Raw genomic sequence first — 17,426 nt, 5'->3', positions numbered from 1 at the left:
CCGTATACAGTCTCGGGGTTCAGTGGCGGTTGTCCCGGATCATGTTGGTGATCCGGGCAGTGGAGAGCCGGCGGCCCTTGTCATCGGTGATGACGATTTCATGCGTGGCCAAGGTGCCGCCAAGATGGATGGCCGTGCAGGTACCTGTCACCAGGCCGCTGGCCACTGAGCGGTGATGTGTTGCCCCCACCTCGATGCCCACTGCGTGCCGGCCCCTGCCGGCATGAAGCGACGCGGCGAACGATCCCAACGTCTCGGCGAGGACTACGTGGGCTCCGCCATGGAGGATGCCCGCAACCTGGGTGTTTCCTTCCACGGGCATGGTGGCCACCGTGCGCTCTGCGCTCATTTCCGTGAACCGGATACCCAGTTTCACCACCAGCGCACCAACGCCATGAGCCGAGAGCCAATCGTGGAACTCTTCGGGTACACCTGCCTCGTTGAGCTCATCGACAAACGGGTTCGGCGTGAAATTGTCCATCATGCCAACTAGGCTGGCACCTGTGAGTGAAACAACCAAACCGGACCAGGTTCCAACGGCCCAAGCTGCTGCCATCGCGACAGCACCCACCCCTTCTGCCACAGCATCCGCCAGCACCGTGGGGGAGGGCCGGCCCAGGTTGCTGGTCCTGGACGGCCACTCCATGGCGTTCCGGGCTTTCTACGCCCTGCCGGCAGAAAACTTCTCCACGGCCAGGGGGCAGTACACCAACGCCGTACACGGGTTCACGTCCATGCTGATCAACCTGATCAAGGACCAGAAGCCAACCCACGTCGCCGTGGCATTCGACGTTTCTGACGACACCACGTTCCGCAAAGCCGAATACAGCGAATACAAAGGCGGGCGTAACGCCACGCCCGCGGAGTTCGCCGGGCAGATCGGCCTCATCGCCAAGGTCATGGAAGCGTGGGGCATCAGGACCATCGCCATGCCCGGCTACGAAGCCGATGACGTGCTGGCCACACTCGCATCACAGGGCGACGCCGCAGGCTTCGAGGTCCTGCTGGTGTCCGGTGACAGGGACGCATTCCAGCTCATCAACGACAACGTCTTTGTGCTCTACCCCAAGCAGGGTGTCAGCAACATCCCCAGGATGGACGCCGCGGCCATCGAGGAGAAGTACTTCGTCAAGCCCGGCTTGTACTCGGACCTCGCAGCCCTCGTCGGGGAAACAGCGGACAACCTTCCCGGCGTTCCGGGCGTGGGCCCCAAGACAGCCGCCAAATGGATCAACCTCTACGGCGGACTCGAAGGCATCCTCGAAAACCTTGATTCCATCGGTGGCAAGGTTGGCGGGGCCCTCAAGGAGAACCTTGAGAACGTCAAGCGCAACCGCAGGCTCAATCATCTGCTGACCGACCTCGACCTGCCCCTGACGTTGGCTGACCTGCACGAGCCTCGCCCGGACCGCCAGGCGATAGAGGAACTCTTCGAGGAACTCGAGTTCCGGACGCTGCGCACCCGCCTTTTCGATCTCTACGGTGACGACACTACCGGCGACGCTCCTGACACCATTGAGGCCCCCGAGTTCGAGGTGCTCACGGAGGCTTCCGGGCTGGAAGCCTTTTTTGCCGCGGGATCCGGTGTTCGTTCTGCCGTTGCTGTTCAGTTGGTGCCGGGACGAATCGGCGACGACGCCAGCGCGCTTGCTGTGGTCCGGAACAATGCGGCTGCCTACATCGACCTCACAGGCTTGGACGCGGCCGCAGAGTCGGTGGTGGCCCGGTGGTTGCTGGACCCCGAAGAAGCCAAAGTCCTGCACGAGTTCAAGTCTGCACTCAAGGCCTTGCACAACCGCGGCCTTGGCCTTGAGGGCGTGGTGGATGACACCTCGATCTCCGGTTACTTGATCCAGCCCGACCGCCGCAGCTATGACCTTGCCGAACTCGCCCAGGTGCACCTGAAGATTTCCATCGCCACGGCAGCCTCCCAGTCCGGCCAGCTGGAACTGGACCTTTCCGGCGGCACCGACCAGGCTGCCGCCGCAACGCTCGTCCAGCACGCCGCCGTCGTGCATGCCCTCAGCAAGCACTTCGAAAAGGAACTCGCCGAAATCAAGGCTGATGCCCTGTTGACCACGTTGGAACTTCCGGTGGCACGTGTGCTGGCGCAGATGGAACTGACCGGCATCTTTGTGTCTACGGACCGCATGGACGAGCAACTCGCGGACCTCACCAAGGTGATCGAGAACGCCCAGGAGCAGGCGTTCGCCGCGATCGGGCACGAGGTAAACCTCGGATCGCCCAAGCAACTGCAGACGGTCCTATTCGACGAATTGGGACTGCCCAAGACCAAGAAAATCAAGTCGGGCTACACCACCGATGCCGCCTCCCTGAAGGGCTTGCTTGAGAAGACCGGACACGAATTCCTGGTCCAGCTCATGGCGCACCGTGAGTCCTCCAAGCTGGCCCAGATGGTGGAGACGCTCAAGAAGTCCGTGGCCGACGACGGCCGCATCCACACCACCTACGCGCAGAACATCGCCGCCACGGGCCGTATCTCGTCGAACAATCCCAACCTGCAGAACATCCCGGTCCGCAGCGAAGAAGGCCGGCGGGTTCGCGGCATTTTCGTCGTCAGCGAAGGCTACGAGTGCCTGCTGTCTGCCGACTACTCGCAGATCGAGATGCGCATCATGGCGCACCTCTCCGGCGACGAAGCCCTCATCCAGGCCTACCGCGACGGCGAGGATCTGCACCGCTTCGTGGGTTCCCGGATCTTCAACGTGGAGCCGGCCGAAGTCACCAGCGCCATGCGGTCCAAGGTCAAGGCCATGTCCTACGGCCTGGCGTATGGGCTCACGTCCTTCGGCCTCTCCAAGCAGTTGGAGATTTCCGTGGACGAGGCACGCACGCTCATGAAGGACTACTTCGACCGCTTTGGCGGCGTCCGTGACTACCTGCGGGGCGTCGTGGATGAGGCCAGGACGGACGGCTATACGGCCACCATTGAAGGCCGTCGCCGCTACCTCCCGGACCTGACCAGCACCAACCGGCAGGCGCGCGAAGCGGCAGAGCGCATTGCCTTGAACTCGCCTATCCAGGGCTCGGCTGCGGACCTCATCAAGCGGGCCATGCTGGGCGTCTCCGCCGAGCTTGCCAGCCAGGGCCTCAAATCCCGGATGCTCCTGCAGGTCCACGACGAACTTGTCCTGGAAGTGGCGCCCGGAGAGCGCGAAGCCGTGGAGAAGCTGGTCATCGAACAGATGGGCTCAGCCGCGGAACTGTCCGTTCCCCTCGACGTGCAGATCGGTGTTGGCTCCAGCTGGTACGAGGCCGGCCACTAGTACTGGGCAGCATTCAAAGGTACTGGGCAGCATTCAAAGGATCGCCGCAGGGCGCGCCGCCGAGATGGTGGCGCGCCCTGCGGCGTCTGGCTAGGCTCGAGGACGTGGCTGATCCCAATGAAACAACTTCCGAAAAATACTCTGTCCAGCGCTTCCCCGCCGTAGCCGACAAGGACGACGCCGCCGGCTACAGCCGCTGCGCCACTTGGCTGCAGGCGGTTTCGCACGGATTCCACCAGCAACGGCGCGATGACGACTACGTGGCCAAGACCCTGGACGCATATCAGACGGACAAGCGTGAACTGACCGGCGTGTACGTCAACGGCACCGTTCCCGAGCACTCCCTTGGCGCCAATGTGCCGGTCGCAACGTATGCCACCATGCGCAAGGCCTTGAACATCGGCTTTGGCCGGCAACTGGCGTCCAACCTGGTCACCGCTGTAACGGTCCGCGGAACACACCGCCGCAACGGAATCCTTCGTGGCATGATCACCGCAGACTTGGAAGGGGCCAAGGACGACGGCTTGGCCATGGCCGCTCTGACGGCTTCTGAAGGGTCCATCTATGGTCGCTTCGGCTTCGGCGTGGCTACTTTTGAGCGCAGCATCAAGGTTGATACCGGCCCCCGATTCCGGATGAAGGGACAGCCGGAGGGAACGGTCGAGGTCGCCGATCCTTCCGTGCTTTTGGAGTTGGCGCCGAAGGTGTTCGAACGGGTCCAGCGGCTTTCCCCCGGTTCGGTGGACCGGCAGGAGTATTACCGGCTCGTTGCCTCCGGGTCCATTGGCCACGAGGGCAAGCCTGACACCAGCGTCCGCTGCGCCCTGCACTACGATCTGTCCGGGGCACTGGATGGCTTCGTTTCCTACCGCTTCAAGGGGTGGGAGCACAAGCCGTACACCATGGAAATCGTGGACCTGGTGGCCGCCACCAATACCGGCTACCTCGATCTGTGGCGCTTCCTGGGCAGCATCGACCTCATTGAGGAAGTGACGTGGGCCGAAGCCCCGGTGGACGACGCCTTGGCATGGGCGCTCGAGGATCCACGCTGCATCGAGGCCTCCGAGGTCCGCGACATGCTGTGGCTGCGGATCCTGGACATTCAGTCCGCCTTGCAGGCCCGGCAGTACGCCTCGACAGGTCGCCTGGTTCTGGAAGTGACGGACCCGCTTTCCCTGGCGGGTGGCACCTGGGTCCTGGAGTCCGACGGCGGTGCTGCCGCCGTCGTGACTGAGGCCTCGGGACAAGCGCCCGACCTGAGTATGGACGTGGCCGATCTCGCGTCCATCTATCTTGGCGCGGTGTCGCCGGTAACCCTGGCCGCTGCCGGCCGCATCCAGGAGAAGTCGGCGGGTGCCGCGTTCCTGGCCCAGCAACTGTTTGCGGTCGAGCGTCCTGCGCATTGCTTAACGCACTTCTAAGCTGCACCACTTCGTCACAATCACATAGCCACATTTAAGTAAGGACATCCATGGGGGATTCCAAGCGGCGGCCTTTGGCCGGCCGGCGATCAGTGCTGCTTGGAATGGCGGGCCTCGTGTCCGCCGCCTTGGCCGGATGCGCTGACGGCGCATCCGGCGAAACACCTTCGGGCGCAGCCGCGCCCTCCGTGCCGGCGCGGACGGGCCCGGCCACACCACCGCCGTCGATAGCTGCCAAATCGAGCGAGCAGGCTGCCGCTGCCCTCGCGCCAGCGGCGACGTCCAAACCTGTCGCCGTACCGTCCAGGCAGCAGATCCTGGCGGAGTTCGCTGCCAGGCATCCCAAAGAATGGGGGCTGCACGTCACCGGAGTGGTCAACAACTCGCCATCGCAGCACGTGGCCTTGACGTTTGACGCCTGCGGCGGGCCGGGCGGCGCGGGGTGCGACAACGCATTGTTGCGTACCCTCCGTCGGCTCAATGTCCCTGCCACGCTGTTCATCAACAGCCGGTGGATCCATGCCAATCGTTCGTTATCAGAAGAGTTGGCGGCAGACCCCCTGTTCGAACTCGCCAACCACGGCACCTTGCACCAACCGCTTTCCGTAAACGGGAGGTCTGCCTACGGGATCCCCGGGACGGCCACCGCCGCTGCTGCCTATGACGAGCTGATGGGGAACCATGCGCTGCTGCAGGAACTCACCGGCGTGGCCCCGAAATTCTTCCGGCCGGGGACTGCGTTCTACGACGACGTAGCGGCGGAAATGACTCGCAGGCTGGGCATGCTGCCGGTCAATTTCACGGTTAATGGCGACGGCGGCGCCACCTATTCCGCAGCCACCGTCGCCGCCGAGGTAGGGCGTGTGGCGGCCGGTGACATCGTCATTTCACACTTCAACAGGCCAGCGGCCGGGACCGCGGAGGGATACGCGCGGGTTTTGCCGGTACTGCTCGACCGGGGCGTCTCCTTCGGCCGCCTGCGGGACGTGCTGAGCGTGTGACACTCCTTTTGACCCTGCTTTGCCAATGCGACTAGAATAAACGGGCGTGTACTACGTGCATGCATCCATTTTGTATTAATCCACAAATCAGGATGACCCGGCAATTTGCCGTGTTCTGCCGTCCGGACCCGGGCGGCAGCGGTTTGCCTGACCGACTAACTATCCACAACGGAGCCCCTACTACATGACCATCACCTCCACCGAGAAGCCCGGTACCCCCGTAGTCGCCATTAACGACATCGGTACCGCTGAGGACTTCCTCGCAGCTGTCGACGCCACCATCAAGTACTTCAACGACGGAGACCTCGTCGAAGGTACCGTCGTCAAGGTCGACCGCGACGAAGTTCTGCTCGACATCGGTTACAAGACCGAAGGTGTCATCCCTTCCCGCGAGCTTTCCATCAAGCACGATGTTGATCCCGGTGACGTTGTCGCCGTTGGCGATCAGGTCGAAGCTTTGGTTCTCACCAAGGAAGACAAAGAAGGCCGTCTGATCCTCTCCAAGAAGCGTGCTCAGTACGAGCGTGCCTGGGGCGACATCGAGAAGGTCAAGGAAGAAGACGGTGTCGTTACCGGTACCGTCATCGAGGTTGTCAAGGGTGGCCTCATCCTGGACATCGGCCTGCGCGGCTTCCTGCCCGCATCCCTCGTCGAGATGCGTCGCGTCCGCGACCTGGCTCCGTACATCGGTCAGCAGATCGAAGCCAAGATCATCGAGCTGGACAAGAACCGCAACAACGTTGTGCTGTCCCGCCGTGCATGGCTCGAGCAGACCCAGTCCGAGGTTCGCTCCACGTTCCTCAACAAGCTGGAAAAGGGCCAGGTTCGTCCGGGCGTTGTTTCCTCCATCGTCAACTTCGGTGCATTCGTGGACCTCGGCGGCGTAGACGGCCTCGTTCACGTTTCCGAGCTGTCCTGGAAGCACATCGACCACCCGTCCGAGGTTGTCGAGGTTGGCCAGGAAGTCACCGTCGAGGTCCTCGAAGTGGATCTGGACCGCGAGCGTGTCTCCCTGTCGCTCAAGGCTACGCAGGAAGATCCGTGGCAGACCTTCGCCCGCACCCACGCCCTCGGCCAGGTTGTTCCGGGTAAGGTCACCAAGCTGGTTCCGTTCGGTGCGTTCGTTCGCGTCGAAGACGGCATCGAAGGCCTCGTGCACATCTCCGAGCTGGCTGTCCGCCACGTGGAGCTCGCAGAGCAGGTTGTCTCCGTTGGCGACGAACTGTTCGTCAAGGTCATCGACATCGACCTCGAGCGTCGCCGCATCTCCCTCTCCCTCAAGCAGGCTAACGAGGGCGTTGACGCTGACAGCACCGAGTTCGATCCCGCTCTGTACGGCATGGCCGCTGAGTACGACGAAGAGGGCAACTACAAGTACCCCGAGGGCTTCGACCCCGAGTCGAACGAATGGCTCGAAGGTTACGAGACCCAGCGTGCAGCTTGGGAGCAGCAGTACGCTGACGCCCAGACCCGTTGGGAAGCCCACAAGAAGCAGGTTGCCCAGCACGCTGCTGACGACGCTGCCGCTGCAACGTCCGGTGAGAGCGATTCCGGCACCACGAGCTACTCCTCGGAGCCGGCTGCTGCAGAGTCCAACGCTGGTACCCTGGCGTCCGACGAAGCACTCGCCGCACTGCGTGAGAAGCTGACCGGCAACTAATTCCGCCTCCCTCACGGGATGTGCTGAATAGCCAAAGAAGGACCCCTGCCTCCGGGCGGGGGTCCTTCTGTTTAAGTGCCCTGCTTAACAGCCGCGAAGTGGGGCGAATGGCGGGCCTCGCAGGGCAGCTGCGACTGCCCGGGCGGGAGTCAGCGGGGAAGGTCAACCCATTCGGTTCCCTGTGGCCGCAGCTCCAGATTCCCTGACGTCAGGGAAGCCAGACGGGCGTGCGCCTCGGAAATGGTTGCCGCTTCGTCGGGAAGCGCAATGCGGAGTGTGGCATGCCTGGCTCCATAGCCGGTGTCCGCCATGACATACCCGGTGCTGCGAAGTTCGTTCTCCAAGCGACCGGCGTCGGCGTGGGGAACGTCAATGGCGCATAACCGTAGCCTCCGCCGCTGGACCAACGGAGCCAGATCCAGGGCAACAGAGACAGATTCGGAGTACGCGCGGACCAGCCCGCCGGCACCCAGGAGAATCCCCCCGAAGTAGCGTACGACGACGGCACTCACGTCAGTGAGGTCGGCCACCCCCGGCGTTGCCTCGCGTTTGATGAGCGCTTCGAGCATGGGGATGCCGGCGGTGCCCGAAGGTTCGCCGTCGTCACTGGAGCGCTGGATCATCCGATCCGGTCCAATGACGAACGCCGAGCAGTGGTGGCGGGCATCGTGGAATTCACGCCGCAGGTCTGCCACCAGCGAGCGGGCAGTTTCCTCATCAGGGGACCGCCGGAGAACCGTGATGAAGCGTGACCGGCGTATTTCCAGCTCGTGGCGGAAGTCCGGACCTGCAAACAATGTCGTGTAGGTGGTCGCACGGCTGTTGTCTTCCTCGTTTTCCACCGCTTCAGTCTAGTGTTGAGGAGTGCTGAAGATCGGGCTGACGGGCGGCATCGCCTCGGGAAAATCATTGGTTGCCACCAGGTTGCAGGAACTGGGTGCCCTGCTCATTGACGCAGACCTCATTGCAAGGCAAGTGGTGGAACCCGGTACTCCAGGCCTCAGCCGTGTCGTTGAGGCGTTCGGTCCGGGCATCCTCGACGCAGAGGGCAGGCTGGATCGGCCCAAGCTCGGAGCCATCGTGTTCCAGGATCCATCCCGACGCGAAATGCTCAACAGCATCATTCATCCGCTGGTTCGCGAGGCCGCTGCCACCATCATGGCCGGGGCCGGTGCCGGCGACATCGTCGTGCAGGACATCCCGCTCCTTGTCGAAACCGGCCAGGGCAGCAATTTCCACTTGGTGGTAGTTGTGGATGCTCCCGACGACGTGCGCATTCACCGCATGGTCGAATTCCGAGGGATGACCCTGGAAGACGCACAGGCCCGCATGGCGGCGCAGGCCACTCGTGAAGAGCGCAATGCCGCGGCCGACGTTGTCCTCCTCAACGCGGGGGGCCGTGACGAACTGCGGGCCGAAGTTGACGCCTTGTGGACTGGGAGGCTGTTGCCTTTCGCGGAGAACATCAGCCGGGGGACAAGGGCGGCTCGACACAGTGGCCCGGCCATGACCCCATCGACACCTGACTGGAGCCGTCAGGCCGCCCACCTCGGGGCCCGTATTGCGGCTGTGGCACCCCAGGACTTCCTGGCCGTGGACCATATCGGCTCCACGTCGGTACCCGGGTTGGCAGCAAAGGACGTCTTGGACCTCCAGGTAGCTGTCGCCGATCTTGGGGTGGCAGATCGTCTCGCAGTCCAGCTCGCCCAAGCCGGTTTCCCTGCAGTGCCCGGAGTCAACCAGGACACGCCCAAACCCACCCATCCTGAGCCCGCACAGTGGCAGAAGCGGTTCCACGCCAACGCAGATCCGGGCCGGCCGGTGAACCTGCACGTCCGGGTCGCGGGATCGACAGGGTGGCGTTATGCGTTGCTCTTCCGCGACTGGCTGCGGTCCGAGCCCCCAGCCGTCACGATGTATGAAGCGTATAAGCGCGAAATCGCCGCAGCGCACGCGGGGGACAGCAGCACCGCGGGCTACGCGGACGCCAAGGAGCCGTGGTTCACGGACGTTGCGTGGCCGCTCATGGAGGACTGGGCCAACCGCACGGGGTGGCAGCCGCCGTCGTATATGTCTTCCGCCGAGGGCAAACGCGGACAGTAGCTGTCCGGGGCCGGGGGTAGATTTGTCCTATGAGCCTTGCCCAGGAAATCAATCGTGTCGTCGCGCCGTTCGAAGTGATCAGCGAGTTCAAACCCGCCGGTGACCAGCCCACCGCCATCGCGGAACTGACCGAACGCATCAATAACGGGGAAAAGGACGTTGTCCTCCTCGGCGCCACTGGTACTGGCAAGAGTGCCACTACGGCGTGGCTTATTGAGCAAGTCCAGCGACCCACCCTGGTCATGGTTCAGAACAAGACCCTCGCCGCGCAACTGGCCAATGAATTCCGGGAGCTGCTGCCAAACAATGCCGTGGAGTACTTCGTCTCGTACTACGACTACTACCAGCCTGAGGCGTATGTAGCCCAGACGGACACCTTCATTGAGAAGGATTCCTCCATCAACGAGGAAGTTGAACGCCTCCGCCACTCGGCCACCAACGCGCTGTTGACCCGCCGCGACGTTATCGTCGTGGCCACAGTCTCCTGCATCTACGGCCTGGGTACGCCGGAGGAGTACATCGCGGGCATGGTCACGCTGCGCAAGGGCGCGGAGATGAACCGCGACCATCTCCTCCGGAAATTCGTTTCCATGCAGTACGCCCGGAATGACATGGACTTCCACCGGGGCACGTTCCGGGTCCGCGGCGACACAGTCGAGATCATCCCCATGTACGAGGAACTCGCCATCAGGATTGAATTCTTCGGAGATGAAATCGAGAACATCCACACCCTCCATCCCCTGACCGGAGAGGTTCTCCGCGACGAAGAAGAGATGTACGTGTTCCCGGCGTCGCACTACGTGGCCGGCCCGGAACGGATGGCCCGTGCCATCAAGCGCATCGAGGATGAACTTGCCGACCGCCTGAAGGTGCTCGAAAGCCAGAACAAGCTCGTGGAGGCCCAGCGCCTTCGGATGCGCACCACATACGACCTCGAAATGATGCAGCAGATGGGCTTCTGCAACGGCATCGAGAACTACTCCGTGCACATTGACGGCCGTAATCCCGGGACTGCTCCGCACTGCCTCATCGACTACTTCCCGGACGATTTCCTGCTGGTGGTGGATGAATCCCACGTCACCATCCCGCAGATTGGCGCCATGTATGAAGGCGATATGTCCCGAAAGCGGAACCTGGTGGACTTCGGCTTCCGCCTGCCATCAGCCATGGACAACCGACCGCTGAAGTGGGACGAGTTCCTCGAACGCATCGGCCAGACGGTGTACCTGTCCGCAACGCCCGGTAAATACGAGCTGGGCAAGGCTGACGGCTACGTCCAGCAGATCATCCGTCCCACGGGCCTCATCGACCCCGAGGTAGTAGTCAAGCCCACCAAGGGGCAGATTGATGACCTGCTGGGCGAGATCAGGACCCGTACAGAGAAGAACGAGCGCGTCCTTGTCACGACATTGACCAAGCGGATGGCGGAGGACCTCACTGACTACCTTGTGGGACACGGGGTCAAGGTGGAGTACTTGCACTCCGATGTCGACACCCTGAGGCGGGTGGAATTGCTCCGGGAACTTCGCATGGGCGTCTTCGACGTCCTGGTGGGCATCAACCTGCTCCGCGAAGGCCTGGACCTTCCTGAAGTATCACTCGTAAGCATTCTGGACGCTGACAAAGAAGGCTTCCTGCGGTCTTCGACGTCGTTGATCCAGACAATCGGCCGCGCAGCCCGTAACGTTTCGGGCCAGGTCCATATGTATGCGGACCGGATCACCGATTCCATGGCCCATGCCATTGATGAAACCAACCGCCGCCGTGCCATCCAGGTCCAGTACAACACCGATCACGGCATCGACCCCCAGCCTTTGCGCAAGAAGATCGCAGACATCACCGATCAGCTGGCCAAGGAAGATGCCGATACCCAGGAGCTCCTGAACAACAACCGGCTCGCAAAGGGTGGTAAGCGCGGGAAGTCTGCTGCCAAGGGCGCAGCGACAGTTCGCCAAGATGGCCTCGCCGCCGCGCCGGCCGAGGACCTGGTGGGCCTCATTGAACAACTGACCGAACAGATGCACGGCGCGGCAGCGGAATTGCAGTTCGAGGTCGCAGCCCGGATCCGCGATGAAGTCAAGGAGTTGAAGCGCGAATTACGTCAGATGCAGTCCGCCGGGCACGCCTAAGGTAAGGTTGAGGTCACGTAGGGGAGTATCCCAAGCGCTACGTCCGTCAGCACGCAAGGCACAGATGCCTCGCCGGATCTAGCGGGCCGCCAACATTTGCATTCACCGCACCCTGGCAGGCCGGAGAGACTTACACCGCTTTCCCGTACCCTGCGAAAGGCACCTTTAATGCAGCTTCCCGTCTGGTTTGAGGTCGGCTCCTTTGTCGTCCTCGGAATCATCCTGCTGATCGACCTTCTCTTGGTCGTCAAGCGTCCCCATGAACCTTCCATGAAAGAGGCCGGCCTGTGGGTCGGCTTCTATGTAGGACTGGCCCTGCTCTTTGCAGTTGCCATGTTCTTCTTTGCCGGCCCTGAATACGGCGGCCAGTTCATCGCCGGCTGGGTCACTGAATACAGCCTCAGCATCGACAACCTCTTTGTCTTCATCATCATCATGGCCCGCTTCTCCGTGCCCCGTAAGTACCAGCAGGAAGTGCTGATGGTGGGCATCATCATTGCGCTGATCCTCCGCGGTATCTTCATTGCCCTCGGCGCCGTGGTGATCGAACAGTTCAGCTGGGTCTTCTATATCTTTGGCGCGTTCCTCCTGTGGACGGCCTGGAAGCAGGCCAAGGATTCCGGCGAGGATGAAGAAGAGGGTGCTGAGAACCCGCTGATTGCCCGCCTCCGCAAGGTCCTGCCGATGTCCGAAAAGTTCGACGGCGGCAAGTTGCGGACCACTGTTGAGGGCAAGAAGGTCTTCACCCCAATGCTGATCGTCTTCGTGACCATCGGCCTGACCGACCTTCTCTTCGCTGTGGACTCCATCCCGGCGATCTTCGGCCTCACCCAGAGCGCCTTCATCGTCTTCACGGCGAACATCTTCGCGCTGATGGGCCTGCGCCAGCTGTACTTCCTGCTCGGTGGCCTCATGACCCGTTTGGTGTACCTGAAGCACGCCCTGTCCGTGATCCTCGCGTTCATCGGCGTCAAGCTCGTCCTGCACGCCATGCACGTGAACGAGCTTCCGTTCATCAACGGAGGCCACCACATCGAGTGGGCTCCTGAGATTCCCACCTACGTGTCGCTGGCCGTCATTGTCGGAACCATCATCGTGGCGGTCGTTGCCAGCCTCCTGAGCCCGCAAGCACGGCAAGCCAAGCTGGATGCCCGGCTTGAGGAAGATGCCAAAAAGAGCATGAGCGAGGCTGAGTAACTCTCCTCGAAAAGTTGTAGTCTCGTGAAGTGACTACCACTTCACCTACGGCGCTGGACCCACAAAGGGTTCAGCGCCGTACTGTTTTCCTGCTCAGTTCGGCACAGCTGCTCAGCGGCGTTGGCAACGGAGCCACGCTTTCCATCGGATCGTTGCTGGCGGTGGACCTGTCTGGTTCCGAAGCTTGGGCGGGCTCCATCACTACCGTCCTGACACTTGCAGCGGCGATCGCCGCGCTGCCCTTGGCGCGCCTCGCGGAATCGCGGGGCCGCCGGGTAGGACTGGTGACCGGGCTGGTGGCCGCCATGGTCGGGGCACTCCTCATCATCGCGTCCGTGATGGGGCAGTCCTTCGTGCTGCTCTTGCTGGGGGCGGCCTTCCTTGGCCTTGGCACGGCCGCGAACCTCCAGGCGAGGTTCGCCGCCGTCGACCTCGCTGAACCTGAGCACCGTGGGCGGTCGCTGTCCACGGTGGTCTGGGCTATCACCATCGGTGCTGTCGCCGGTCCCAACCTGATCCAGCCAGGGGCGGTGGTGGGCGCGGCCCTTGGGCTGCCGCCGATCGCTGGACCGTTCGTGTTCTCTGCGGCCGGGCTGTTCCTGGCGGCCGCGCTGCTGTTCGTGGGCCTGAGGCCTGACCCGCTGATGTTTTCCCGGAAGCTGGCTTCGTTGGCCGACGGCAACGGAGATGCCGCGGCGAAGCCGGTTCGGGGAACAATCCGTTCCGGGCTGCGTGCCGTCCGCACATCGCCCCTGGCCTTGTTGGCTTTGGCCGCCGTGGTGGCGGCACATGGGGTCATGGTGGCAGTGATGTCCATGACGCCCCTTCACCTGCAACAACTCGTGGGCGGTTCCCATGAGGGGCATCACGGTGGAGCAACCGACAGCACGGACGCACTGGTGGTCATAGGCATCACGATTTCGCTCCACATCGCAGGAATGTTTGCGCTTTCCCCACTGTGGGGCTGGCTGACCGACAGAGCGGGGCGGTTGCAGACCATTGCCATGGGGCACGGAATGCTGTTGGTGGCGGTGTTCATCGCCGGATTCGGACAACATGAGCCCGTGCTTGTCACCGCAGGACTGGTTCTCCTGGGCTTGGGGTGGTCTGCTGCAACCATCGCCGGATCAACCCTGTTGGCCGAAAGCGTTGCACCTGACGAACGCGTTACAGTGCAGGGCGTCTCAGATACGCTCATGGGTGGCGCCGGCGCAATCGGCGGCGCCACCTCAGGCCTACTCCTGGCCTGGATCGGCTATCAAGGCCTCAACATTGCTTCCAGCATCCTGGCTGCAGCCGTGTTGGCCCTGACCGCCGTCACGGCAGTCCGCCGGATACCGCTGGCAGAGCAGGACCGAACCGATAGTTCAGCGGTCTAGCGAGTGGCGCGGACCATCCCGATAAGCCGGCCGAAGATGCCTTCGCCGTCTTCTCCAATGCCGTCATGGTGGAAGTCCGAGGTAACCCAAGGCTGAAGGCCACGCACTGCTGCAGCCGTTTCGAGTGACAGATCGTGATCCACGTAGATGTCGTCCTTATACACGGCAGCGGCCACAGGCACTGTGTTGACGGCCAATCGCGCGGGGTCGTACAACGGCTTCCAGTCCTTCTTGACGGCCAGCTGTTCAGCTACGTCACGGAGGGGGAGGAGTGCCGGGTCCTGTTCGAAATACCAGGGGTACACCATCTCGCCTGTCAGCAGCGGTTCCTTGGCATCGGGCTTGAACTCCGGGTAGTCCTCCAACACGCGCCACGCGGCCCAGTTGGTTGCCCCACCCTGTCCGTAGATCGACTCGTGCAGGACGGCGTACAAGGGATTAGCGGCACGGCTGACGAGTCCGCGCGCTTGTTCGAGGAACGTTTCCGACAGGCGTTCTCCGGACGGAGTGTCGATGAAGGCGTCCTCCAGGAGATAGTGGAGGGCGTCCACGCGGGTGTTACCGCCCAGAAAAGATCCCACCATCTGGAAGCGCTCGGACGTCAGCCTTTCACCACTTGCCAGGAACTCAGGTTGCCGTTCCAGGTGGCGGGCGATCCTTGTGACCTTCTCCCGGTCTTCCGGGTACCAAGAGAAGTATTCGGCATTCCGTGCGGCGACGCGGTGGAACGTGGCGTGATACACCCGGTCGGCCGGACCTTGGAGCGGGGCCAGCCCACCGGTGATGAGCACCTCGCGCAGCCCCTCCGGCGCGAAGGAAAGATACGTCAACGCGCAGAAGCCACCGAAGCTCTGGCCGAGGACGGACCAGGGTCCTGAACCCAGGATTTTCCTTATGTATTCAGCGTCAGCCACGATGGAGTCGGCACGGAAGTGGGTCAGGTAATCGGCCTGGGCTGTGGTGTCGCCCCTGAGCCCCAGTGACTGTTGCTCAACGGGCGTGGACAACCCGGTGCCGCGCTGGTCCAGCATCAGGATACGGAAATCTTTGGCCGCGGCCTTCATCCAGCCGGACAGAGAGGTAACCCGGTTTCCCCGGCCGCCCGGACCGCCCTGCAGGAACAAGAGCCACGGCAGCCTGCCGGCCTGCTCAGCCGTGTGCTCCGTGGATGAGTACTCCCTGGCAAAGACCGTAATTGTCTCGCCGACGTGGCCGGATTCAGCAGATGCGTGCACCAAAGGGACCGTGAAATAGTGTTCCGCAGTCCGCACCCCACGGAATTCGTGGTGGGCGCGGATGCTGTGCGCTTCGATGGGGTGCCGGTCAGCCACGGGCAAGAGCCTCGTTGGCGTGGCCCACTTTCGCGCCGAAGGCGTTAAGTGCGTCGCCGGTCAGGCGGAACGTTGACCATTCCTCCATCGGGAAGGCGCCAAGGTTCTTGTAGAAGTTGATGGAGGGTTCGTTCCAGTTCAGGACGCTCCACTCCACGCGGGCATATCCATGCTCGACGGCGGTGGCGGCCAGATGCTGCAACAGTGCCTTGCCATGGCCTTCGCCGCGGGCATCGGGAATCACGTAGAGGTCTTCAAGGTAGATTCCGTGAACGCCTTCCCAGGTTGAGTAATTCAGGAACCAAAGGGCGAAACCCTGCACTGTGCCCGCACTGTTTTCGGCCATGGTGGCGTAGACACGGGGGTTCGCGCCGAAGAGTACTTCGGCAAGCATCTCCGGAGTGTTTTTGACAGCATCCGGTTCCTTCTCGTAGATCGCAAGATCGTGGATCATACGGAGGATGGCAGGGACGTCTTCAACAGTGGCTGGGCGGATTACACTCATGCCTTCGAGCTTACTAGGGGAGCCGTGGCTAGTGCCGCCAAGCCAGCGCCGAGATGCCATACCGTTCGGGGGCCCGGCCATAGCGAAGGGGAGCACCGTCAACCATCAACGGGGGGCCGACGAACCGGAGGTGGCCATAGGGACTCTCCGTTTCGAGGTACTCCGGTTCCGGCAGGGAACTCAGCGGGCCCGACGGCTCAGGTGCCGGCAAACAGAACAATTCCTCAGCTGTCCGCGCGAGGGAAAGCTGAGCTGTTCCGCCTCTGCCTGTCCTTCGCCGTTCGGCCAGCAAGGCCAGTGCGGCTGCTGCAAGACCGTACCCTGTTGCGTGGTCCAAGGCCTGGACGGGGAGCGCGCCCGGCTTCCACCCGTCGTCGTCATACCGTCCGTAGCGTTCGGCGATTCCGCAGGCTGCCTGCACCAGACTGTCGAAGCCGCGTCTGGCTTTCCAAGGTCCGCTGCCCCACGCACTCAAGGTCACCACCACAAGATCAGGCCTGGTGGCAAGCAATTCCTCAGGGCTTAGGCCGAATCTGTCCAGGCCGCCGCGGCGGTATCCGGTCACCACGACATCTGCCGACGCGAGCAGATGCTGCACGGCTGCCAAGACATCGGCATCGCCGAGGTCGGCTTCCGCGCTGCGCTTGTCGAAACCCGAGTCGACGAAGGCATCGGTGAGCTCTGGAAGACCGGGAGGATCGATACGGAGCACATCCGCACCCAAAGCGCCAAGGAAGCGGGTTGATGTTGGGCCCGCGATGACCCGCGTCAGGTCGAGCACCCGTAATCCTGCCAGCGGCTGAAACGGCTCCGTTGAAGGAACCCACGACGACGGTCGCAATGTCTCCGCCTGGGCTGATGCAGGACGCATGAACTTGATCCAAGGTCCCTCGCTTGCCCCGCCGTGCATGGGCGCGGAAAGCCACTCCTCCCGTGTGCGAACCGCCGCGGCAACACCTTTCCCTGCCGCGATGGCTTCTTCGGCTTCCACCGACGTCATGGAAAGCAGTGCCCGATCCACGTCTTGGGGCGTGCTGGCCACAAGTGCTTCCATCAACCGTGCAGCATGGTGTGGGTAATTGGCATGCAGGCGGATCCAGCCATCCAGGGTCGGCCGGAAGCCTGACATCGGAGCAAAACCTTGAGGCTTGCTGCCCGAAATCCTGAGGTGCCCCAGGGAATCGAAGGAAGCAGCCGTTGGTCCCGATGCCACGGCGTACCGACCGGCCGTATCCGTGAGGGCCTGGAGGGCCGTAGCTGCCGCCTGGACGGACCCCAGCGCGAGCCCTTCAACGTCCAGGGGGCCGCCCCACCATCGACGCGGACCGAAGCAGCCCGCCGGGGGTGCCGCACGGAGGGCTTCGAAGCCCCGCAAGCTGTCGGTCAAGTCCGGGAAGGGTTCCACAGCGGCTG

At 62.8% G+C, this 17,426-nt stretch carries 13 protein-coding genes; 8 read left to right on the top strand and 5 right to left on the bottom strand.

Translation table 11 applies throughout. The features are described 5' to 3' along the window. Nucleotides 1-19: 19 nt before the first annotated feature. Nucleotides 20-484, bottom strand: coding sequence for a hotdog fold thioesterase (locus tag GVL04_RS03875; RefSeq protein WP_159699826.1), 465 nt, complete (start codon nt 482-484; stop codon nt 20-22). A gap of 160 nt (nt 485-644) precedes the next feature. Between GVL04_RS03875 and polA the strand changes: the two genes are divergently transcribed. The 4 genes from polA (at nt 645) to rpsA (ending at nt 7,369) form a co-directional block, all read left to right on the top strand. After that, nucleotides 645-3,287 (top strand): DNA polymerase I, encoded by a 2,643-nt coding sequence (gene polA / locus GVL04_RS03870; RefSeq protein ID WP_235036148.1) that lies wholly within the window; start codon nt 645-647, stop codon nt 3,285-3,287. Nucleotides 3,288-3,391: 104 nt separating this feature from the next. After that, nucleotides 3,392-4,708 carry a GNAT family N-acetyltransferase gene (locus GVL04_RS03865; RefSeq protein WP_159699820.1) on the top strand — a complete coding sequence of 439 codons (1,317 nt, stop codon included), beginning with the start codon at nt 3,392-3,394 and terminating at the stop codon, nt 4,706-4,708. Between the two features lie 50 nt (nt 4,709-4,758). Next, nucleotides 4,759-5,709 carry a polysaccharide deacetylase family protein gene (locus tag GVL04_RS03860; RefSeq protein WP_159699817.1) on the top strand — a complete coding sequence of 317 codons (951 nt, stop codon included), beginning with the start codon at nt 4,759-4,761 and terminating at the stop codon, nt 5,707-5,709. 184 nt (nt 5,710-5,893) lie between these two features. Next, nucleotides 5,894-7,369: a 30S ribosomal protein S1 gene (rpsA, locus tag GVL04_RS03855; RefSeq protein ID WP_011774756.1), complete on the top strand. Its 1,476-nt coding sequence runs from the start codon at nt 5,894-5,896 to the stop codon at nt 7,367-7,369. Between the two features lie 149 nt (nt 7,370-7,518). Here rpsA and GVL04_RS03850 read toward each other — a convergent pair whose 3' ends face one another. Further along, nucleotides 7,519-8,211, bottom strand: a complete 693-nt coding sequence (locus tag GVL04_RS03850) for a YigZ family protein (protein ID WP_159699814.1) — start codon at nt 8,209-8,211, stop codon at nt 7,519-7,521. 22 nt (nt 8,212-8,233) lie between these two features. On the opposite strand from GVL04_RS03850, the gene coaE reads away from it, so the two are divergent. The 4 genes from coaE (at nt 8,234) to GVL04_RS03830 (ending at nt 14,177) form a co-directional block, all read left to right on the top strand. Further along, the gene (gene coaE / locus GVL04_RS03845) at nt 8,234-9,472 is read left to right on the top strand and encodes a dephospho-CoA kinase (RefSeq protein ID WP_159699811.1); all 1,239 of its coding nucleotides are present in this window, start codon (nt 8,234-8,236) and stop codon (nt 9,470-9,472) included. 29 nt (nt 9,473-9,501) lie between these two features. Further along, on the top strand, nt 9,502-11,601 hold the full coding sequence (gene uvrB, locus GVL04_RS03840) for an excinuclease ABC subunit UvrB (protein WP_159699808.1): 2,100 nt from the start codon (nt 9,502-9,504) through the stop codon (nt 11,599-11,601). Nucleotides 11,602-11,769: 168 nt separating this feature from the next. Beyond that, nucleotides 11,770-12,798 (top strand): TerC family protein, encoded by a 1,029-nt coding sequence (locus GVL04_RS03835; RefSeq protein WP_159699805.1) that lies wholly within the window; start codon nt 11,770-11,772, stop codon nt 12,796-12,798. Nucleotides 12,799-12,827: 29 nt separating this feature from the next. Then, complete coding sequence (locus GVL04_RS03830) at nt 12,828-14,177, top strand: MFS transporter (protein WP_159699802.1); 1,350 nt, start codon at nt 12,828-12,830, stop codon at nt 14,175-14,177. On the opposite strand, the gene GVL04_RS03825 is transcribed toward GVL04_RS03830, so the two are convergent. Genes GVL04_RS03825 through GVL04_RS03815 form a run of 3 tightly spaced genes read right to left on the bottom strand, consistent with a single transcriptional unit; the run spans nt 14,174 to nt 17,400 of the window. Next, nucleotides 14,174-15,508 (bottom strand): alpha/beta fold hydrolase, encoded by a 1,335-nt coding sequence (locus GVL04_RS03825; RefSeq protein ID WP_159699799.1) that lies wholly within the window; start codon nt 15,506-15,508, stop codon nt 14,174-14,176. The genes GVL04_RS03830 and GVL04_RS03825 overlap by 4 nt on opposite strands. After that, entirely contained in the window at nt 15,501-16,013 is a 513-nt protein-coding gene (locus tag GVL04_RS03820; RefSeq protein WP_159699796.1) for a GNAT family N-acetyltransferase, read from the bottom strand. The genes GVL04_RS03825 and GVL04_RS03820 overlap by 8 nt, the downstream gene beginning before the upstream one ends. Before the next feature lie 28 nt (nt 16,014-16,041). Further along, nucleotides 16,042-17,400 (bottom strand): CoA transferase, encoded by a 1,359-nt coding sequence (locus GVL04_RS03815; protein WP_235036145.1) that lies wholly within the window; start codon nt 17,398-17,400, stop codon nt 16,042-16,044. Nucleotides 17,401-17,426 lie beyond the last annotated feature (26 nt).

Source organism: Arthrobacter sp. 18067 (assembly GCF_902706295.1).
Taxonomy (GTDB): domain Bacteria; phylum Actinomycetota; class Actinomycetes; order Actinomycetales; family Micrococcaceae; genus Arthrobacter.
Note: the sequence above shows the minus strand (reverse complement) of the source record. Positions and strands in the feature narration are given on the sequence as shown.